This is a genomic window from Nocardia rhizosphaerihabitans (assembly GCF_014646295.1).
GTDB classification, from domain to species: Bacteria; Actinomycetota; Actinomycetes; order Mycobacteriales; family Mycobacteriaceae; genus Nocardia; species Nocardia rhizosphaerihabitans.
Genome location: NZ_BMNE01000006.1, coordinates 262,326 through 282,805 on the forward strand (window position 1 = coordinate 262,326; position 20,480 = coordinate 282,805).

General features: G+C 69.3%; 20 protein-coding genes. 17 read left to right on the forward strand and 3 right to left on the reverse strand.

The window, feature by feature from the left end; all coding sequences use genetic code 11:
- Window positions 1-118 precede the first annotated feature (118 nt).
- The 11 genes from IEY60_RS25535 to lexA all read left to right on the forward strand — a co-directional run bounded on the left by IEY60_RS25535 (window position 119) and on the right by lexA (window position 10,142).
- Window positions 119-1,384 (forward strand): glutamate-5-semialdehyde dehydrogenase, encoded by a 1,266-nt coding sequence (locus tag IEY60_RS25535; protein WP_189033011.1) that lies wholly within the window; start codon window positions 119-121, stop codon window positions 1,382-1,384.
- Entirely contained in the window at window positions 1,381-2,259 is an 879-nt protein-coding gene (locus IEY60_RS25540) for an AAA family ATPase (protein ID WP_189033012.1), read from the forward strand. The genes IEY60_RS25535 and IEY60_RS25540 overlap by 4 nt, the downstream gene beginning before the upstream one ends.
- A gap of 1 nt (window position 2,260) precedes the next feature.
- Entirely contained in the window at window positions 2,261-3,652 is a 1,392-nt protein-coding gene (locus tag IEY60_RS25545) for a vWA domain-containing protein (protein ID WP_189033013.1), read from the forward strand.
- 11 nt (window positions 3,653-3,663) lie between these two features.
- Window positions 3,664-4,005, forward strand: coding sequence for an MmcQ/YjbR family DNA-binding protein (locus tag IEY60_RS25550; protein ID WP_189033014.1), 342 nt, complete (start codon window positions 3,664-3,666; stop codon window positions 4,003-4,005).
- 341 nt (window positions 4,006-4,346) lie between these two features.
- Entirely contained in the window at window positions 4,347-5,210 is an 864-nt protein-coding gene (locus IEY60_RS25555; RefSeq protein WP_189033015.1) for a hypothetical protein, read from the forward strand.
- A 65-nt stretch (window positions 5,211-5,275) separates the two neighbouring features.
- Window positions 5,276-5,917 carry a nicotinate-nucleotide adenylyltransferase gene (gene nadD, locus IEY60_RS25560; protein WP_189033016.1) on the forward strand — a complete coding sequence of 214 codons (642 nt, stop codon included), beginning with the start codon at window positions 5,276-5,278 and terminating at the stop codon, window positions 5,915-5,917.
- Window positions 5,918-5,963: 46 nt separating this feature from the next.
- Window positions 5,964-6,377, forward strand: coding sequence for a ribosome silencing factor (rsfS, locus tag IEY60_RS25565; RefSeq protein ID WP_189033017.1), 414 nt, complete (start codon window positions 5,964-5,966; stop codon window positions 6,375-6,377).
- Window positions 6,374-7,033: a histidine phosphatase family protein gene (locus IEY60_RS25570; protein WP_189033018.1), complete on the forward strand. Its 660-nt coding sequence runs from the start codon at window positions 6,374-6,376 to the stop codon at window positions 7,031-7,033. Before rsfS ends, IEY60_RS25570 begins: the two co-directional genes overlap by 4 nt.
- The gene (gene octT, locus IEY60_RS35955; protein ID WP_229740115.1) at window positions 7,023-8,564 is read left to right on the forward strand and encodes a diglucosylglycerate octanoyltransferase; all 1,542 of its coding nucleotides are present in this window, start codon (window positions 7,023-7,025) and stop codon (window positions 8,562-8,564) included. The genes IEY60_RS25570 and octT overlap by 11 nt, the downstream gene beginning before the upstream one ends.
- Before the next feature lie 3 nt (window positions 8,565-8,567).
- Window positions 8,568-9,410, forward strand: coding sequence for a DegV family protein (locus tag IEY60_RS25580; protein ID WP_189033019.1), 843 nt, complete (start codon window positions 8,568-8,570; stop codon window positions 9,408-9,410).
- Window positions 9,411-9,491: 81 nt separating this feature from the next.
- The gene (lexA, locus tag IEY60_RS25585; protein ID WP_189033020.1) at window positions 9,492-10,142 is read left to right on the forward strand and encodes a transcriptional repressor LexA; all 651 of its coding nucleotides are present in this window, start codon (window positions 9,492-9,494) and stop codon (window positions 10,140-10,142) included.
- Window positions 10,143-10,153: 11 nt separating this feature from the next.
- On the opposite strand, the gene IEY60_RS25590 is transcribed toward lexA, so the two are convergent.
- Together IEY60_RS25590 and IEY60_RS25595 are read right to left on the reverse strand one after the other, a co-directional pair.
- Window positions 10,154-11,116, reverse strand: a complete 963-nt coding sequence (locus IEY60_RS25590; protein WP_189033021.1) for a DUF2332 domain-containing protein — start codon at window positions 11,114-11,116, stop codon at window positions 10,154-10,156.
- A gap of 140 nt (window positions 11,117-11,256) precedes the next feature.
- Window positions 11,257-11,832: a TetR/AcrR family transcriptional regulator gene (locus IEY60_RS25595; RefSeq protein WP_229740116.1), complete on the reverse strand. Its 576-nt coding sequence runs from the start codon at window positions 11,830-11,832 to the stop codon at window positions 11,257-11,259.
- A gap of 84 nt (window positions 11,833-11,916) precedes the next feature.
- Between IEY60_RS25595 and IEY60_RS25600 the strand changes: the two genes are divergently transcribed.
- From IEY60_RS25600 to IEY60_RS25610, 3 genes are all read left to right on the forward strand, one after another.
- Complete coding sequence (locus IEY60_RS25600; RefSeq protein ID WP_189033287.1) at window positions 11,917-12,825, forward strand: oxidoreductase; 909 nt, start codon at window positions 11,917-11,919, stop codon at window positions 12,823-12,825.
- A 242-nt stretch (window positions 12,826-13,067) separates the two neighbouring features.
- Entirely contained in the window at window positions 13,068-13,211 is a 144-nt protein-coding gene (locus IEY60_RS25605) for a hypothetical protein (RefSeq protein ID WP_189033023.1), read from the forward strand.
- Window positions 13,212-13,222: 11 nt separating this feature from the next.
- Entirely contained in the window at window positions 13,223-14,461 is a 1,239-nt protein-coding gene (locus IEY60_RS25610) for a cation:proton antiporter (protein ID WP_189033024.1), read from the forward strand.
- Between the two features lie 60 nt (window positions 14,462-14,521).
- On the opposite strand, the gene IEY60_RS25615 is transcribed toward IEY60_RS25610, so the two are convergent.
- Entirely contained in the window at window positions 14,522-15,031 is a 510-nt protein-coding gene (locus IEY60_RS25615) for a DUF1269 domain-containing protein (RefSeq protein WP_189033025.1), read from the reverse strand.
- Between the two features lie 254 nt (window positions 15,032-15,285).
- Here IEY60_RS25615 and IEY60_RS25620 point away from each other — a divergent pair, with 254 nt between their 5' ends.
- The 3 genes from IEY60_RS25620 to holA all read left to right on the forward strand — a co-directional run bounded on the left by IEY60_RS25620 (window position 15,286) and on the right by holA (window position 20,449).
- The gene (locus IEY60_RS25620; RefSeq protein WP_189033026.1) at window positions 15,286-16,269 is read left to right on the forward strand and encodes a ComEA family DNA-binding protein; all 984 of its coding nucleotides are present in this window, start codon (window positions 15,286-15,288) and stop codon (window positions 16,267-16,269) included.
- A 568-nt stretch (window positions 16,270-16,837) separates the two neighbouring features.
- Window positions 16,838-19,390 carry a ComEC/Rec2 family competence protein gene (locus IEY60_RS25625; RefSeq protein ID WP_229740117.1) on the forward strand — a complete coding sequence of 851 codons (2,553 nt, stop codon included), beginning with the start codon at window positions 16,838-16,840 and terminating at the stop codon, window positions 19,388-19,390.
- Between the two features lie 87 nt (window positions 19,391-19,477).
- On the forward strand, window positions 19,478-20,449 hold the full coding sequence (gene holA / locus IEY60_RS25630) for a DNA polymerase III subunit delta (RefSeq protein WP_189033027.1): 972 nt from the start codon (window positions 19,478-19,480) through the stop codon (window positions 20,447-20,449).
- Window positions 20,450-20,480: the final 31 nt, after the last annotated feature.

A 20,480-nucleotide genomic window follows, 5' to 3' on the forward strand; every position in this document is an offset into this window, starting at 1 on the left:
ACAAGTCCGGCGGCGGCGCGAAATCCTGTGGACAACTCGGTCCCGCCGCCGGTCGGAGCCGTATTCCGGGGTCCGGGTGGCGGCGAGCGGGACAGCCGCACTGCGTACGCTGATACCCATGACGGTAGAAGTGACCCCCGAGCTCGACATCCGCGCAGCGGTGCACGACGCCGCCCGCAGGGCTCGCGTCGCGTCCCGCGTGCTGGCTCAGCTGACCACGGCGCAGAAGAACGACGCACTGCACGCGGCGGCCGACGCGCTGCTCGGCGCCGCCGATCGTGTCCTGGCGGCCAATGCCGCCGACATCGCGACCGCGCAGGCCGCAGGCACCGAGGAGAACCTGCTCGACCGCCTGCGGCTGACCAAGGAGCGCATCGACGGCATCGCCTCGGGCCTGCGCCAGGTCGCCGGGCTGCCCGATCCGGTCGGCGGCGTCGTCCGCGGTTCCACGCTGCCCAACGGGCTCGAGATCCGCCAGACCCGCGTGCCGCTCGGCGTGGTCGGCATGGTCTACGAGGCCAGGCCAAACGTCACCGTCGACGCGTTCGGTCTCGCGCTCAAGTCGGGCAACGCGGCCCTGCTGCGCGGCTCCTCCTCGGCGGCGAACTCCAACGCCACCCTGGTCGAGGTGCTGCGCGAAGCCCTTGTCGCCCAGGGCATCCCGGCCGACGCGGTGCAGCTGCTGCCCAGCAACGACCGCTCCAGCGTCACCCACCTGATCCAGGCCCGCGGCCTCGTCGACGTGGTCATCCCGCGCGGCGGCGCAGGCCTGATCAACACGGTCGTGCGCGACGCCCAGGTGCCGACCATCGAGACCGGCACCGGCAACTGCCACGTCTACGTGCACGCCGCCGCCGACCTGGACATGGCCGAGGCCATCCTGCTCAACGCCAAGACCCGCCGCCCCAGCGTCTGCAACGCGGCCGAGACCGTGCTCATCGACGCGGCGGTCGCCGAGACCGCGCTGCCGCGCCTGAGCAAGGCGCTCGAGGACGCTGGCGTCACCATCCACGGCGACCTGCCCGGTCAGGTCCCGGCGACCGACGCCGACTGGGGTGAGGAGTACCTCACCATGGACATCGCGCTGAAGGTCGTCGACGGTCTCGACGCCGCCGTCGAGCACATCAACACCTGGGGCACCGGCCACACCGAGGCCATCGTCACCGCCGACCTGGCCGCCGCCAGGGAGTTCACCTCCCGCGTCGACGCGGCCGCGGTGATGGTGAACGCGTCCACCGCCTTCACCGACGGTGAGCAGTTCGGCTTCGGCGCCGAGATCGGTATCTCCACCCAGAAGCTGCACGCCCGCGGCCCGATGGCACTGCCCGAACTCACCTCCACCAAGTGGATCGTGTGGGGCGACGGCCAGACTCGGCCGGTGTGATCGTGACACTGGTACAAGAACCGATCTTCACTTCGGTCGACGACGTCATCTCCCGGCTGGCCGAGACCGGCTACCTGGCCGACAAGGCCACGGCCACCTCGGTCTTCCTGGCCGACCGGCTGGGCAAGCCCCTGCTCATCGAAGGTCCCGCCGGTGTCGGCAAGACCGAGCTCTCGCGCGCGGTGGCCCAGGTCGCCGGGGCCGAGCTGGTCCGGCTGCAGTGCTACGAAGGCGTCGACGAGGCACGCGCACTCTACGAGTGGAACCACGCCAAGCAGATCCTGCGGATCCAGGCGTCGAGTGAGAACGATTGGGCCGAAACCAAAGCCGACGTCTTCACCGAGGAATTCCTGCTCTCGCGCCCGCTGCTCACCGCCATCCGGCGCAGCGAGCCGACGGTGCTGCTGATCGACGAGACCGACAAGGCCGATGTCGAGATCGAGGGCCTGCTGCTCGAGGTACTCAGCGATTTCGCGGTGACCGTCCCGGAACTGGGCACCATCACCGCGACCCGCAAACCGTTCGTCGTGCTCACCTCGAACGCCACCCGTGAGCTGTCCGAGGCGCTCAAGCGCCGCTGTCTGTACCTGCACCTGGACTTCCCCGACGAGGAGCTCGAGCGCCGCATCCTGGCCAGCCGGGTGCCGGAGCTGTCGGCGACGGTGGCCGAGCAGCTGGTGCGGATCGTGCACGTCCTGCGCGGGATGCAGCTCAAGAAGCTGCCGTCGGTGGCCGAATCGATCGACTGGGGTCACACGCTGCTCGCGCTGGGAGCCGCGGATCTCGACGACGCGACGGTGCGCGCCACGCTCGGCGTGGTGCTCAAGCATCGCAGCGACCACCAGCGCGCGCTGGCCGAGCTGAAGCTGGCCTGAGATGACCGCGTTTGGCCCGCACGGACTCGGCGGGCACGTCGCCGGGTTCGTCGCGGCGCTGCGGGCCCGCGGCGTGCCGGTCGGGCCCTCGGAAACCGTCGATGCGGGCCGGGTGCTCACCGTGCTGGACCTGCTCGATCGCGAGTCGGTGCGCGAGGGGCTGGCGTGCGCACTGCTGCGCCGTCCCACCCACCGGCGCACCTTCGACGGTCTGTTCGACCTGTGGTTCCCGGTCGCGGTGGGGGAGCGCAGCGCCGAGGCCGCCGACCTGCCGCGCACCCCGGACGGCCAGGTCGACCTGCCCGCCCTGCGGGAACAACTGGCCGAACTGCTCACCGCCGAGGACAGCGGCGCCCAGTTGCAGTTGCTGGCCGGGCAGATCGTCGAACAGCTGGGCCAGTACCAGTCGGCGCGCGGACCATCGTTCTCGGCGTATCAGGCGTTGAAAGACCTTGCGCCACAAACCCTACTGTCCCGGGTGCTGGCGGGCTTGGCGCTGCCGCCGGATGCGAGCGACCGCGATACCGAGGTCGCGCAGCGGATCGTCCGGGAACGAATCGCCGGCTTCCGGGCGAGTGTGGAAGCCGAGACCAACCGCCGGGTCGCCGAACAGATCGGGCGCGAACGCGTCGCCACCTACGGCGTCGCCCGCCAGGCCGAGGACGCCGACTTCCTGCGGGCTTCCGAGCGGGAACTGGTCGAATTGCGGCGCGGCAGCCAGCGGCTGGCCCGGATCCTCGCCTCCCGCCTCGCGGTGCGGCGCAAGAAGGCCCGCCGCGGCGAGATCGATCTGCGCAAAACTTTGCGGGCCTCGATGTCCACCGGCGGCGTGCCGATCGACCTGGTGAACCGCAAGCCCCGGCCCGGCCGCCCGGAACTGGTTCTGCTGTGCGACATCTCGGGCTCGGTCGCCGGATTCTCGAACTTCACCATGCTGCTCGTCAGCGCGCTGCGCGAGCAGTTCTCCCGGGTCAGGATCTTCGCCTTCGTCGACCGCACCGACGAAGTCACCACCTTCTTCGACCCGTACGCGGGCCTCGACAACGTGCTGACCAGGATCTTCACCGAGTCGCGGATCATCGACGCCGACGGGCACTCCGACTACGGCCAGGCGCTGACCACCTTCGCCGACAACTTCGGTGACGCGGTCACCAGCCGCAGTTCCCTGCTGGTGCTCGGCGACGGCCGCACCAACTACCGCAATCCGCAGCTGGACACCCTGCGGCAGCTGGTCGACACCGCCCGGCACGCGCACTGGCTCAATCCCGAACCGCGCAACCTGTGGGGTACCGGCGATTCGGCGGCCCGCGAGTACGGCGAGGTGATCGAGATGCACGAATGCCGGTCCGCCCGGCAGCTGACCGACGTGGTCTCCCGGTTGTTGCCCGTCTGAAGGAGCTGGTGATGAGCGAGGATCTGCTGACCTACTGCCTGGCCAAACCCGGTGCCTGGCAAGACGAACCGTGGGAGGGCGACGTCGTCGTCAAGGTGGGCGACAAGATCTTCGCTTTCCTCGGGGAGGGCACGTCGATCGGGCTCAAATGCGGGCGCGACCGCGGCGAGGCCGACGAACTGGTCCACATCTACCCCGATGACGTCAGCGCTTCCGCCTATATCGGGCGCTACGGCTGGAACAGCATCACCGTCGACGGCGCCGTCCCGCCCGACGAACTGCGCGAGCTGATCGACGCCTCCTACGACGCCATCGTCGCCAAGCTCCCGAAGTCCAAGCGCCCCAAGGTCTGACGGTTTCAGCGGACGTTAAGCCGCTTACATGGTCTGCCCACCAAGATCACCGCCATGCTGGCAGGGGCGTCGCGCGACGACGAGCGGTCCGACCGACGGGTCTCGGACAGGGTGACAGCGCGGCGGGCCCGAGCCGTCGCGCGGTGGATGTGGTTCGCCTGGTGATTGATCCATCGTCCGACGAGAGTGCCTGTGCAGCAGCGGAACCCGTCGTCGCGGACGGGTTCGGGGCGGCAGCCCGCAGCGGCAATGCAGCCCAGGCCCAGGGGCAGGCGCAGGGGCAGGCGCAGGGGGAGGGACACGGGCCGGGGCCGACACTTGACAGTCGCGGTCGGGCCGTGGTGTCCGGCGAGCCTGTGCAGGCCGGGCACCTGCCCCCTGGTTCCGGAGCGCGGGCTGCGCGCAGGCTGGCCGGTATCGCGGCAGCCCGGCTGGCAGACGCGCCCGCCGCCGCCGAAGAGCAGTTGCGCCGCGCGCTGGTCGTCGGCTTCGGCGAAATCGGTGGCCGAGAACTCGCCGAGTTGCGCACCCGGCTGGTCACCGCGGTCGCCGCCCAACCGGGCCGCGACCGCGATGTGGCCAGGGCAGCCGCCTCGGCCGCCGCGTGCTGGCACCCCATCTCGGCGGCCGACTCCGCACACCTGTGGCTGGTCGCGGGCCGGGCCTGGCATCGGGCGGGCAAGCACGTGGAGGCCGTCACCGCCTTCGACCGGCCCTTGCTGAGCGGCGGCGCCGGCTACCCGTCCGGCGAGCTCGCGCTGGTCCGCGCCGAGTTCGCCGAGTCGCTGCTCCGGCTCGGCAGGCACCGCCAGGCCGCCTGGCAGTTCACCGAGGCGGCGCGGCTGCTCGCCGGTTCGGCCACGCAGCGGCATCGCCACGCCGATCTGGTGTGGTCGGCGGCCGTGGCCCGGGAATGTTGCGGGCAGGAATCCGCCGCGCTGGGCGGCTACCTGCGGGCCGCGGGCCTGTGGGGCGAGCTGGGCAAGATCGTGCCGCGTGCCCGCTGCCTCCGCGCGGCGGCCTGGTTACAGCTGCGCGGACCGCGAGGCCGGGTCCGTGGGCCGTGGTGGGTCACGATCGACGTCCTGATGGCCGAACTGAACGGCCGGCTCGCCACCGATCCGGGCCCGCACATCGCCGATGAGCTGGACCGCACCCGCGCCCAGTTCGCGCAGATGTGCGCGCAGGCGTCGGGTCCGTGCTGACGCCGAGCTGCCACGGAGCGGTCCGGTCCGCTCGGACGGTGACAGTCCCGTTAAGCTCGGACCTCATGCACGAAACAGCTCGGCCGCGCCGCAAGCTCGGCGTCATGGGCGGCACCTTCGACCCCGTTCACCACGGCCACCTGGTCGCGGCCAGCGAGGTCGCGAATCGGTTCGAGCTCGACGAGGTCATCTTCGTTCCGACCGGTCAGCCGTGGCAGAAGGTGAACAAACAGGTCAGCCCCGCCGAGGACCGGTATCTGATGACGGTCATCGCCACCGCGTCCAACCCCAGGTTCTCGGTCAGCCGGGCCGACATCGAACGCAACAAGGTCACCTACACGGTCGACACCCTGCGCGAGATGCAGAGCGCTCATCCCGACGCCGAGCTGTACTTCATCACCGGTGCGGACGCGCTGGCCAACATCCTGACATGGCAGGATTGGACCGAACTGTTCGAACTGGCGAAGTTCGTCGGGGTGAGCCGTCCGGGGTACGAGCTGAACACCGACCATCTCGAGGAGCATCTGCGGGACCTGCCCGCCGATGCCGTGACGATGATCGAGATCCCCGCGCTGGCCATCTCGTCGAGCGAATGCCGCCGCCGCGCCGCGGAGGGTCGGCCGGTCTGGTACCTCGTCCCCGACGGCGTGGTGCAGTACATATCGAAGCGGCACCTGTATGTGCCCGCAGGAACGGAAGGTAGCTGACGTTGAGCCACACGATCGAGGGTCTGACCTGTCTGGGGGAGGCTGCATGAGCGCCACCGCCGAAGCGGTCGAAATGGCCAAGGTCGCCGCACTCGCGGCAGACGACAAGCTCGCGACCGATGTCGTCGTCCTCGACGTCTCCGAACAGCTGGTGATCACCGACTGCTTCGTCATCGCCTCGGCGCCCAACGAGCGTCAGGTCAACGCGATCGTCGACAACGTCGAAGAGAAGCTGCGCGAAGCCGGGCACAAGCCGGTCCGTCGCGAAGGCACCCGCGAGGGCCGCTGGGCGCTGCTCGACTACGTCGACATCGTCGTGCACATCCAGCACAACGACGAGCGCAATTTCTATGCGCTGGAGCGGTTGTGGCGTGATTGCCCGACCGTCCCTGTCGATGGCATCGCTGCACCGCCGACTCCGGCCGCCGACGACGCACAGGCAGAGGGCGACACCGAGTGAGCAAGTACGCCCATGTGCGCACGCTGATCCTGCTGCGGCACGGGCAGACCGAATGGAACGCGGCCGACCGGATGCAGGGTCAGATCGACACCGATCTCACCGAGCTCGGTCGTCAGCAGGCCAAAGAGGCGGCGCGCGAACTGGTTTCGCGCAATGCCATCGCCATCCACGCCTCCGATCTGCGGCGCGCCAAGGAGACGGCGCAGGCGCTCGGCGACATCAGTGAGCTGCCGGTCGTCACCGATCAGCGGCTGCGCGAGACCCACCTCGGCGACTGGGAGGGTCTGACCCATCTCGAGGTCGACGCCGACTACCCCGGCGCGCGTGTGCAGTGGCGGCTCGACGCCACCTACACACCGCCCGGTGGCGAGAGCAAACTCGAGGTCGGTGCGCGTTCGCTGCCCGTGGTGCGCGAACTGTACAACGAGCGACAGGATTGGCCCGGCCGGACTATCATCCTGGTGGCGCACGGCGGGTTGATCGCTGCCCTCACGGCCGCGTTGCTGGAACTGCCCCCAGAGAACTGGCCTGCCCTCGGTGGGCTGGCCAATACGAGCTGGGTACAGCTGTCCAGTCACGGCCCGGACATCGACCGACCCGGCTGGCGCCTCGATGTTTGGAACGCAGCGGCGAAGGTAGCTCCCGATGTCCTCTGAAGAGCCCGTCCGATCGGTACCGGACGAACTGTTCCAGCAGGTGACGGCCAAGCCCGGACGGCAATTGCCGGACGCGCTGTTCGGCCCGCCACCCGCTCGGCCCGCACGCCCCGAGCGTGAGGAGCCCATCCGTTCGGTACCGGACGAACTCTTCAAGCAGGTCACCGCGCGCAGCGAACGCTCGCTACCCGACGCGCTGTTCGGGCCGCCGCCGGCTCCGGTAACCGCCGAGCCCGAGCAGGTCGACTCGGCGGCAAGCGATTCGGCGTCCGCGGGCGACTCGTCGGAGGACTCGGACGCCGATGTCGACGGCGAGCCTGCCACAGCGGGCGATGCTGTCGCCGAGACTGACGCCGAGGCCGTAGCGGACTCTGCCGCGCAGCCGGATGGTGCCGATGCCGAATCGGCTGTTGCGCAGTCGGATACCGCCGAGTCGGCCGTATCCGTGACGGAGTCGTCCGATGCTGCGAGCCCCGCTGCGGATGCTGACGATCTCGAGGCAACGACGAGCTCCGTGGCAGAGCCCGCCGCGGCGCAGGACCTCCAGTCGGCCACTGCGGCTGATGGTTCCGGCGATCCGGCAGCCGATGCAGACCCTGCTGCGGGTGCCGAGCCGGTGGGCGACTCGATCGAGACGGTGACGGCGGAGTCCGTCGCGGTGTCTGCGGATTCTGCCGCCGAGGCAGTCTCGGTGGCCGAGGTATCCGCTCCGGACTCGCTGGTTGTGGAGACCGCTGCCGCACAGGGTGAACCGCTCGCCGAGGCGGCCGTGGAGGTCGTGCTCGTCGAGGAAGCCACCGCGCCCCGGCCGGTGGAATCCGCGTCGCCGCGCCCCGTGCTGCTGGTGATCGCCGACTCCCTCGCCTACTACGGGCCGAAGGGTGGTCTGCCCGCGGACGATCCGCGGATCTGGCCGAATATGGTGGCCGCCGAACTGGATTGGGATGTGGAGCTGATCGCCCGAATCGGCTGGACCTGCCGCGACGCCTACTGGGCGCTCATCGGTGATCCCCGGGTCTGGGCCGCGGTGCCGCGGGCCGGCGCGGTCGTGTTCGCCGTCGGTGGCATGGACACGCTGCCCTCCCCGCTGCCCACCGCGCTGCGGGAACTGATCCGCTACATCCGCCCGCCCAAGCTGCGCCGTGGCGTGCGCGCCTCCTACAACTGGCTGCAGCCGAAGCTGTCGAAGCTCGGTCGGCCGGTGGCGCTTCCGCCGAAGGTGAGTGTCGACTACCTGGAGCAGTCGCGCGAGGCGCTGAACCATCTGCGTCCCGAGCTGCCCGTGGTCGCGGTGCTGCCGTCGGTACACAAGTGTGATGCCTACGGGCGGGTGCACCGGGGCCGGGCACGCGCGGTCAAGGCGCTGCAGGCGTGGTCGGGCCGTACCTCGGTGCCGCTGGTCGACCTCGGTGAGGCCGTGCGCGACGACATCGAGTCGGGTGCGGCGAACCCGGACGGCATCCACTGGGGCTGGGCGGGACACGCGGCGGTGGCGACGGCGATGACCAAGGCGCTGCAGGAGGTCCGGTAGTCCGTGCCGGTTGTGGTGGTCACCGATTCGGCGGCCGGGCTGTCCGCCGACGTCGTCGCCGAGCTCGGTATCGAAGTGGTGCCGTTGCATGTGCTCGTCGGCGACCGGCAGATCCGGGAGGGCGTCGACCCCGTCGAGATCGACTACTCGACGGACTCGGTCACTACCTCGGCTGCCTCGCCGGGTGAGCTGCGCGAGGCCTACGAACGCGCGCTGAGTCACAGCGACGGCGACGGTGTCGTCGCCGTGCACCTGTCGCGCACCCTGTCGGCGACCTGGGAGTCGGGCAGGCAGGCGGTCCGTGATATGGGTGCCGAAGATAGTGTGCGCCTGGTGGATTCGCTCGGCGCCGGCTTGGCGACCGGTTTGCCTGTGCTCGCTGCCGCGCGCCGGGCACGCGCGGGCGAGGCGCTGGATGCCGTCTACGAACGTGCGGTGGCGGCCTCCGCTCGTGCTCGCACGTTCATCCTGGTCAACCGCACCGAGCAGCTCCGCAAGGGCGGCAGGCTCAGCAGTGCCGCCGCGTTCTTCGGCAGCGAACTGGTGACGAAGCCACTGCTGCAATTGGTCGAGGGCAAACTGGAACTGCGCGAGAAGGTGCGGACGAGATCCCGTGCCTACGCGAAGCTGGTGGCCGCCGCGGTGGATGCCGCGGGCCGGGACGGCGCTGCGCTGGGCGTGCAGCATCTGGGAGCCGCCGATGCCGCCGAGACCATCGCCGCTCAGCTGCGCGAACAGGTGCCCGAGGTCGAAGAGCTCTACGTCACCGAGTTCGGCCCCACCCTGGGCGTGCACCTCGGCGTCGGCGCGCTCGGCGTGCTCGTTGTCCCCGGCGGGTGTTCGTGACCGGCACCGGTTTCCGCCGCAGGATGCCACGCCGGGAGCCTGCGCCGACGGTCTGAACCCGCCGGCCTCTACGATGCCCCGGTGACCGGATACGACGACTTCGACTACCCCGACACCGCGCACCTGCCGCCCCGCAGGCAACACATCCTCGCCGTGATCCGGGACTCGGTGCTCGCGCACGGCTACCCGCCCAGCGCCAGGGAGATCGCCGACGCCGTCGGCCTGCGCTCCACGTCCACTGTCTCCAAGCATCTGAAAGCCTTGGAGGAGGACGGCTTTCTGCGCCGCGGTGCCACGATGACCCGCCCCATCGATGTGCGCCTGTTCCTGCGGCACGCACCGGGCGGGAGCTCTGACGGGTCGGTGACGGTGCCCGTGGTCGGCGACATCGCCGCTGGCACCCCGATCCTGGCCGAGCAGCACGCCGACGATCTGCTCACCCTGCCGCGTGAACTCGTCGGCCGCGGCGAGGTTTTCGGCCTCCGCGTCCGTGGCGACTCGATGATCGATGCCGCGATCTGCGACGGCGACCTCGTCGTGGTCCGCAGCCAGCGCGAGGCAAACTCCGGTGACATCGTCGCCGCCATGATCGGCGAGGAAGCCACCGTCAAGGTGTATCGCCGACGCAACGGCCATGTGCAGCTCGAACCCCGCAACCCCGCCTACTCGGTCATCGACGGCGACGAGGCCGTGATCCTGGGCCGGGTGGTCTCGGTGATGCGCCGGATCTGACATCGTCCGCGCTACGCCGGGCCGAACCAGTCCAGCGACTGGCCGTGCGGCCCGGCGTAGGCCACCGGCTCGCCGTCCACCGCGAGCACCATTCGCGCTGTGGCCGAGTCCCTTTGGGGCAGCCGATCGGTGAACTCCGCGATCACACCGGTGCCCTCCTGGGACACCCAATGGCAGGGGAGCTCGCGCACCGAGGTGATGAACTCCTCGCGAGCCGGTGGGGGCAGATAGGTGAGTACCGCGCTGTGGAATACGACTACGGTGCTGCCGGGCGGCGCGGTGTGGACCAGCTCGGCGACCTTCTCGTTCAGGTCGCCCGTCACCAGGAGCGGAGGGTTCGCGGCAGCGATCGCGCAGGATGCTCGCAGCCTGGCGAGTCGTTCGTCCTGCCCCGGCCAGACCAGTGCTTCCAGCCATTCCCGATCCCGGATGTCGTCCGCGTCCAGCGGGTTCAGGTCGACTCCGGCTCGATGCACCACTTCGGGTAGCCGAGCCGGTATCGGGGCGTCGCCGGTTACCTTGCACGGCAACACCACTGGGGACGGCCCATCGGCGGGATCCAGCGAGATGTCGTCGTAGCGGTAGCTGAAGCGGTCGGGGTACAGGCACAGTCCCGCCGAGGCGCCGACCTCGGTCACCGACAGTGGTCCGGGAAGCCGGGCGAGCACCGGCAGCAGTGTCGCCGCTCGGCCTGCTTCGTTCGTCTGGGTGCGTCTGGCCAGCGCTGTCGCCGAGATCGCGGGCCAGTGCGCGATCAGCTGTCCGCGGAACTCGCGGTAGGACACCGCGACTGCGCCGTTCACCCGCGCGGCCGCCAGGACCAGGTTGGGTTGCTGTTTGTCCGTGGGCAGCTCGGCGATCAACGCCAGCACCGCCTGGTCCTCGGCGATGTGGACAGCCCGCCGATGGTAGAGCGGGGAATTGTTGTGTACCTCGCGGAACGCGAAGTCGCGGAATCGCTGTGCCAGGTCCATGGCACCATCCGTACGTCGTTTCGGCCATGCGCGCACCGTATTCGCTCCGACCGCGCGGATTCCGCGTTCAGGTGGCCGCTGACCGGGAGTTGTCCACAGGCTCGACGTTGTCCACAGGTTCGTTTCCTGCGTCGCTTCGGTCAATCTCCCGTCGGCCCGCTGTCCGGCGTGAGCGCCCGGCGGGCCAGCGCCAGCCACCGAAGTCGTTGTGGTTCTTCGATGTCTTCGGCGGGCGCGGTGGCCAGCAGCAGGATCACATCATCGCTGGTGATATCGGGATACAGCGCGTCGGCGCGGTGCGCGAGCGCGACCAGTCGGTCGACGGCGGCGCGGCCACGCTCGTGCAGCTCCCGGAAAGGCGCCTCGGCTATCTCGGCGACGGCGAAACGGAAAAGGCGCTCCTGACTCATGTCGATCACCACGCTGCGCAGCAATGCGATCAGCTCCTCGCGGGCCGAACCCGGATTCGCTTCGGCTCGCGCGAGGGCGGCGTCCAGTGATTCGCCGATCGTCGACGAGAGTTCGTCCACGATCGCCTCTATCAGGTCCTTCTTGGTCGGGAAATGTCGATACAGCGTCCCCACCGCGACACCTGCGGCAGCGGCGAGCTGATCCATTCCGACGCCCGGTCCGCGACTGATGACCAGCTCGCGCGCGGCGCCGACGATCGCCTGGCGATTGCGCAGCGCGTCCGCGCGCTGGGGTCTACCGGTCATCTGCTCCTCCTGGGCTCCTCTTGCGAACAACATGAACGAGTGGTTCACTTTAATGTGAACCACTCGTTCATCTTAGGAGATGCCGTGAGTAAGTGGACTACAGCCGACATGCCCGACCTCACCGGCAGGGTCGCCGTGATCACCGGAGCGAACACCGGTCTAGGTTTCGAGACCGCGACGGCACTGGCGGAACGAGGCGCCGAGGTCGTGCTCGCCTGTCGCGATCAGGGCAAGGCTCAGGCCGCTGCCGACCGCATCGGGTGCCGGGTGCCCGGCGCCGTGATCGATACCGTCGAACTCGATCTCGCTTCGCTCGCGTCGGTCCGCGTCGCGGCCGCGGCCATCGGCGCTCGTCATGACCGCATCGATCTGCTGATCAACAACGCGGGTGTGACCGGGTTGCCCGGGACCACCGAGGACGGATTCGAGGTGCAATTCGGCGTCAACCACCTCGGGCACTTCGCTCTGACAGGTTTGCTGTTGGACCGCATCACGGCCGCCGATGCGGCGAGGGTGGTCACCGTCAGCAGTATCGGCCACCGGTTCGGCCGAATCGATCTCGATGATCCGGCCGCACCGATCGGAAACGCCTACGGAAAGTCGAAATTGGCGAACCTGCTGTTCACCTACGAGCTCGATCGCCGTCTCGCCGATACCTCGGCGGTGGCGTTGGCCGCTCATCCCGGTGGCGCGAGTACCGACGTCTTCCGCTACTCGCCGGCAGCGTTTCGATTGCCCAATCTGGCGATCGCCCGCCTTTTCGGCCGGACGCCCGCCATGGGCGCACTGCCGACGCTGCGCGCAGCCACCGACCCGAGCGCAGCGGGAAGCGAATATTACGGTCCTTCAGGGCTTTTCGAAATCCAAGGCTACCCGGAGCGGGTGCGATCGAGTTCGGACTCGCGTGACCGTCACCGGCAAGGGCGACTGTGGGAGGTCTCCGAGCGGCTGACCGGTGTGCAGTATCCGGCGCGAGCCCTGAAGGTCGATTGAGTGGTACGTGCGGCCGGTGACCACCGCGCAGAGGTCGCCCATGGGGTGATCGGGAAAGCCGAGTGAGCGAAGCATGGGAGCCTCACCCGATTCGTGTGAAGCGTGCGCGCCCCTTTCGGAGGAGGCTATTTCTGCAGTGGCCGGTGACGCGGGCCCGAGGCCGTGCGGTCGGCCGATCGTCCTCACGCCAGATTCTGCCGACGTCCGACATCGCCTAACCGGATTGAAGGGAACACAGAGAGATGAGCATCGATCGCGACACCGTTCCGGCGCAGATCACCCCTGACCAGCGGATGCGCAAGGTCCTGGACGAGGCTGCCGCCATCGGCCAGGCGACCGCTCGGTTGTTGTTGTTCGATGCCCCCGAGCTCGACCGGGTGCGATAAGGACAGCGCGCGTGACGTGGGCATTACCGGCGATCGCCACGGTGTTGTTGATCTTCGCGTCGATCTCGGGACGGGTCTCGGGTACACCGATCACCGCACCGATGATCTTCACCGCCGCGGGCCTGTTGCTCGGGGGCGTGTCGCTGGGGCTGATCGATGTGGAAGCCACCGCCGAGATCATCAAACTCCTCGCCGAGGTGACGTTGGCGATGGTGTTGTTTTCCGATGCCTCGCGGGTGGACCTGGCCGAGTTGCGTGCCGAGATCTCTCTTCCCATGAGGCTTCTCGGAATCGGTTTGCCGTTGACTATCGCTGCGGGTTTCGCCGTAGCGGTGGTCGTGCTCGGTGATCTCGCTTGGCCAGAGGCGCTGCTGCTCGCGGTCATTCTGGCTCCTACCGACGCCGCGTTGGGACAGGCGGTGGTCACGCTACCGGTGCTGCCTGCGCGCGTGCGGCAAGGCTTGAATGTCGAAAGTGGTCTCAACGACGGAATCTGTGTGCCCCTGTTCTTGATCGTGTTGGCGATCGCACACGCCGAGTCCGGTGCGATCGGCGAGGGCGCCGCGGCCCGGCTGGTCTCCGAACAGATCGGGTACGGCGTCTTGGCAGGGCTTGTCGCCGGGGCGATCGCCGCCGCGATTCTGGTCACTGCGCAGCGTCGCCACACCATCGACCCACTCTGGGCGCAGATCGTTCCCGTCGCGGCCGCCCTACTCGGCTACACCGTCGCCGTGCCACTGGGCGGGTCGGGGTTTATCGCGGCATTCGTCGGTGGACTGACTTTCGGCACGATCCGCCGCCGCACCGCGAACGACAGCGACAACGCCGGCCTGCTCGACGAATCCGGCGACCTGTTCAACGCCGTCACCTTCATCGTCTTCGGCGCCGTGCTGCTCGGTCCGGCCCTCGGTCACCTGTCCTGGGCGGTACTGGGCTACGCGGTGCTGAGCCTCACCGTTGTCCGGATGGTCCCGGTCGCGCTGTCGATGATCGGCACCCACACCCGTGCCCCGACCATTGCCTTCGTCGGCTGGTTCGGACCCCGCGGGCTCGCCACGATCGTCTTCGTCATCCTTATCCTCGAAGAACACCAAGAACTGCCCCACGAAGATCTGCTCTTGACCACCGCGGTCGTGACGATCGGACTTTCGGTACTGGCTCATGGACTCAGTGCCGCACCCCTGGCCCAGCGTTACGCCGCCTGGGCCGGGCGCCATCCTCGAGCTGAGCAACACACGACCCGGCCGTGACGTGGCCCCGAATGCCCGGGTACTCGACCCGGGCATTCGGCACGGTGCAGGAACCGTGCGCTACAGCCCCTTCAAAGCCTCCTGCAACACCCGATCGATCTCCTCGGGTGCGACACCGAGTTCTTCGGCGGTTTCCTTCTCTGCCCTGGTCACAGCCTTCTCGATGGCTTCTTTGACCTTGAGCTCCCCGATGACGACGAGGCCGGCCTGGCCGGGGTCGATGAAGTCGCCGAGTTCCTTGACCTTCGAACGCGATATGCCCCTGGCGAGGTGCCCGCCGACGCTTCCGACGACGCCGCCGACAGCTGCCGATGCGAGGACCGCAGGCGGGAAGATCACTCCTAGTACCGCGCCTGCTGCGATACCTCCCCACGCGCCGTGGCGAGTCGCCGTCTCGTCCTTGTTCTCGTGAACCTTGCCTTTGGCATCTTTGGTGACCACGGCCGCGTCATAGGAGCCGACCAAGCCCTCGCCGTGCAGGTCCTTGACAACTTGGTAATCGTCGCGAGCCGCGGCCTCGTTCGGATATGTCGCGAGATAGACGAATGTTTCGTCGTCGGTCTTTGGCATAGGGTCCTCCGTTTCCGGTGTACGCGGTCGGTCGACCACAAACCAAGGCTTCCCCGCCGACGTCGGCCGGTCGTCACCCGTACGGTATGAGATCGCGAAACTGGTTCGCCACGGTAGGGCACCGCGAGCGCGCCGTTCACGCGCGCGGCCGCCAGGACCGGGAGTTGTCCACAGGCTCGACGTTGTCCACAGGTTCGTTTCATGCCCAGGTCGGCGGCGGTTTGCCGAGGCCGCGTCCTCGTAGCGTCGCTGCCATGTCACGACACGAAGAGCACGAGCGGGTACGGCAACGGCTGGGCGGGCTGGCGGTACGCGAGAAGGTGGGGCCGGGCGGCATGCGCGGTGAGTCAGATCGCGGTGCCACCCCGGCAGGTCCCCGCGTCGATGGCGGCGCCGAGGGTCGCTGGGACGATGAAGAACTCACGCCGTCGGTAGGGGAGGTGCGTGCGCCGGGTTGGCTCGACGACGGCGCGCAACCCGGCGGCCTGCAACGGCTTGTGCCCGACCGGTTCCGTGGGGCGCGCCTCGATCCAGGACGCCGGGGTGCGCTGGTACTCGGCCTGGTGGGGCTGGTCGCCGTCGTGCTCACCGGCATCATGGTGGTGCGCGATCAGCCGGCCCAGCAGGCGGTGCCGCCGGTGCCGCTAGTGCGCGCGGAGAGCGTCGGTGTACGTGCCGAGCCGACCGCCACAGCCGCCGCGGTAGCAGGGACCGGACCGAGCGCGAGCACGGAAGTCGTGGTCAGCGTGGTGGGTCTGGTCGACCGGCCGGGCCTGCACCGTCTGCCCGGCGGCTCCCGCATCGCCGACGCCATCGAGATCGCGGGCGGCGCCCGAGACGGCGCGGACCTGGCCGGCCTGAACCTGGCGCAACGGCTGTCCGACGGCGATCAGCTCGTCGTCGGCGCGACCGGCCCCCAACCAGGTCCCCCACGCCTAGGCAGCATAATGATCGGCGCCGCCGACACGGCCTCCGCTACCGCACCGACCGCGGCGAGCACCGCGGGCACGAACACCGCCACCGCCCCGAACGGCAAGGGCGGCAAGGCCCGCCTCAACCTGAACACCGCGACGGAAGCGGAGCTCGACGCGCTTCCCGGCGTCGGACCGGTCACCGCCACAGCGATCCTCGCCTGGCGCTCGACAAATGGCCGATTCACCGACGTCGCCCAACTGGGCGAAGTAGACGGCATCGGCCCCGCCCGCCTCGCCCGCCTGCGCGACCTGGTGACGACATGACTCCACTGCCCGATCCGGCAGGAGACCGCGAAACCACCGGCTCCACCATAGATACCGGCCCGCCGGGCGATCGTCTGACGGTCAGCCACGCCACAACCTCGACACCCGACCTTGCGGCATCATCCGTAGACCGTGTCGCATCGACCGCGGACAGCCTCGTCGTACCCGCACTGGCGCACTCGACGTCGACCGCGGACCAGCTGGCGCTGATCGCGGACTGCGCCGTATCAGTCGAGGACCACTTTGTGCCGCCCCTCGAGTACGTGGCATCGAACCCAGCCCACGCGGGATCGACTGTCGACCATCTGGCATCGGCCGCAGGGGGAGTCCCGTCAACTGCGGACCACGTTGTGTCGGTCGCGGATCACGTGGTGTCGACCGGCGATCACGTGGCGTCGGCAGGTGAATTTTCGCCCTGTTTTGCGGACTGTGTCGGACATTCGTGCAGCAGTGTGGAGTTCGGATGCCTCGGGGTGGGGTCGGTTCTCGGGCGGCGCGGGGTGGGCGGCGATGGTTCGGGCGTGAACCCGGCTTGCGAATGAGGGCGGGGTCGCGTGACGAGGAGGTGGTGGAGGAGTCGGAGCGGCAGGTCCTCGATATGCGGCTGGTGCCTGCCGCACTGGGGTGCTGGGTGGCGACGATTGTCGCGGTGTCGCTCGGGTGGCTCGCGGGGTTGATGCTGGCGGTCGGTGCTGTGGTGGTGGCGATCGGGTTGTGGGTTGTGTTGTTGTGGGCGATCGCGCACCAGCGGGAGCGGTGGCGAGTTGTCGCGGTGGCGGGGCTGGCGTCGATGCTGCTCGCGGCTGGTTTCGGGGCGGCGGGGGCGTGGCGTGAGCATCACGTGCAGACGCACCCGTTGCGGGAATCGTTCGGGCGGTCGGTGACGGTGCTGGCCGTTGTCACCGATGACGCGAAACCGATGCGTGCCGGCGGGTTCGGTGGGCAGCGGCGGTGGATTGTCCATGCCGGGCTGCGCGAGTTCGGCGGCGGTGCGTCGACGATGCGGGCGGGTGGGGCGGTGGTCGTCCTCGCCGGTGGTGGCGAATGGGCGGACCTGTCGCCCGGGCAGATGATCCGGTTCCGCGCCCGCGTGAGCGAGCCGAATCGAGCGGACCTGACCGTGGCGACCCTGAACGCGGTAGCCGATCCGGAGCTCGTCGGCACCCTGCCGTGGTGGCAGCGGCTTGCCGCGGACGTCCGGGCGGATCTCGTCGAGGCAGCAGGGCGAGCGCTCCCGCAAGCCGCGGCGGGCCTGCTACCGGCACTCGTTGTCGGCGACACCTCCGAACTGTCCGATGATGTTCGCGAAGCGTTCGAAATCGCAGGGCTGCAACACCTTTGTGTGGTTAGTGGTGCAAATTTCACGATCCTGCTGACTGCGTTGCTGGCACTTACCCGGCTGCTCACGGCAGGTCCGCGTACCAGCGTCGTGGCCGCCGCCGGGGTGGTCGTCCTGTTCGTCGTCCTCGCCCGCCCCGACCCGAGTGTGCTGCGCGCGGCGGCGATGGGCTCGGTAACGGTGCTCGCGCTGCTCACCGGCCGGCGTAAACAGGCGTTGCCCGCACTCGGTGCCGCGGTCATCGGATTGCTCGGTGTGGCACCGCAATTGGCGGTGAGTGCCGGATTCGCGCTGTCGGTCCTGGCCACAGCCGGGCTGATCCTGCTCGCCCCGAGCTGGGCGGATTGGCTGCGGGCGCGCGGATGGTGGCGTGCGCCTGCGGAGATCGTCGCGGTGTCCGCGGGGGCCTTCGTCGTGACGCTGCCACTCATGGTCGCGCTGTCGGGGCGGGTGAGTCTGGTGGCGATCATCGCGAATGCACTGGTCGCGCCGGTGGTCGGGCTCATCACGGTGATCGGGGCGGTGGGCGCGGTCCTCGCGTGCGTGTGGGACGACGCGGCGGTGTGGGTGCTGTGGTGCGCACGGCCACCGCTGTGGTGGTTGCTCTCGGTGGCCGACCGCACGGCCGCTGTTCCCGGTGCCACCGTCACGGTGCAGTCGGGCCTGATCGGAGGGTTGATCGCAGCGGCGATCGTCGTCACCATCGTCGCGGCCTTGCGCTGGTCGAAGACCCGCCGGCTGCTCGCTGTCGGAGCCCTCGGCGTCTCCGTGGTACTCGTCCCGGTCCGGCTCTGGCAACCAGGATGGCCGCCTGCCGGCTGGGTACTGGCCATGTGCGACGTGGGCCAGGGGGACGGGCTCGCCCTCTCGGTCGGACCAGGCACCGCGGTGGTCATCGACGCGGGCCCCGACCCTCGCCCGATCCGCCGCTGCCTCGACCGGCTGCACATCACCCACATCCGGCTCCTGATACTCACCCACCCGCACGCCGACCACATCGACGGCCTGTCCGGCGCACTCCGCGGCCGCACCGTCGACGCCATAGCAACGGCCCCAGGCGAACTCCGTGGCGGCACCGTCGATGCCGTAGCCACGGCTCCCAGCGGGCTCGGTGGCGGCACCGTCGATGCCGCAGCCACAGCTCCCGGCGAGCTCCGTGGCGGCACCGCTGACGGCATCGCCGTGGCGCAGCGACATTCGCATGGACACGGGACCGATTTCGGCGGTGTCGAGCGGGTCGTCGAGATCGCGAAGTCTGCCCGGATCCCGCTGATGGAACTCCATGCGGGACACGTGCTGACCTTCGGCGCAGTGGAATTGGCGGTACTCGCACCGAGCCGTGAGGTTCCGTCCGTACTGGAGTTGGACGAAGCCAACGATCGGTCCCTCGTGCTGAAGGCGCACACCGCAGTAGGCACGATCCTGTTCACCGGCGATATCGAGACCGCCGCACAGTCCCGAGTCCTGCGCGCCGACGACATCCGCGCCGACATCCTCAAGGTGCCGCATCACGGATCCCGCACCACCACACCGGAATTCCTCCGCGCGGTCCGGCCCCGCCTGGCCTTGATCAGTGCCGGAACCGACAATACGTTCGGCCATCCACACTCCACTATCACCGCCGCATTGGACACACTCGGCGCCACCATCGCCCGGACCGACCGTCACGGTGATGTCATCGTCCTCGGCACCAGCGCCGATCTACGGACGGTGACCTCCCGCCGCCAGACAGGCGCAGGTCCGCGAGGCTCGCCGAGTGGCACCAGCGCGCCGGCGCGGTGACCTCCCGCCGGGGGCCCTGCGGCGGTCCCCTACGACCGATGCACTGCGGGCGATCGGCCTGTCGGTGGCCGAACGTAGGATCGCCTGGTGAGCGAACGCCCTGCCGCGGTACATCTGGTTCTCGGTGACGAGGAGCTGCTGGTCGAACGCGCCGTGGCGCAGGTGACCGGCCAGGTGCGGGCGGGTGCGCCCGATCCGGATTCGGTGCCGGTCGATCGGCTGCGTGCCGGTGACGCGAGTACCGCCGAACTGGCGGAGTTGCTGAGCCCGTCGCTGTTCGCCGAGGATCGTGTGATCGTGCTCGAGTCGGCGGCCGAGGCGGGTAAGGACGCGGTCGCCGTGATCACCGATGCCGCGGCCGACCCGCCCGCCGGCGTGGTGCTGATGGTGTTGCACTCGGGCGGCGGCCGAGCCAAGGCGCTGGTGCCCGCGTTGCAGAAGCAGGGTGCGGTGGTCCATGAATGCGCCAAGCTCACCAAGGCCTCCGAGCGGATGGAGTTCGTGCGCGGGGAGTTCCGGGCGGCCGGTGTTCGGGTGGCCGCCGATGTGGTGCAGGTGCTGATCGAGTCCGTCGGCTCGGAGCTGCGTGAACTCGCTGCCGCCTGTTCACAATTGGTCGCCGACACCGGCGGCAAGGTCGACGTGAACGCGGTGCGCCGCTACTACTCCGGCCGCGCCGAGGTCACCGGCTTCGACGTCGCCGAACTGGCCGTCGCAGGCGATCGTCCCGCGGCGATGGAAGCCCTGCGCTGGGCTACCGACCGCGGTGTACCGCATGTCCTGCTGGCCGACGCCCTCGCCGACTCCGTCCACACGATCGCCCGCGTCGGTTCTGCGGGCCGCGGCGACCCGTTCAAGCTCGCCCAGCAGCTCGGCATGCCGCCGTGGAAGGTCAAGAAGGCCCAGGCTCAGTCCCGCGGCTGGAACCCCGCCACCATCGGCACCGCCCTCCAGGTGGTCGCCACCCTCAACGCCGACGTCAAGGGCGGCGCCGCCGACGCCACCTACGCCCTCGAACACGCCCTCTCCCGCATCCTCGACCTCCGCGCCGCAGGCTGAACCCCGACATCGGGCGCCGCGCCTGACCCCC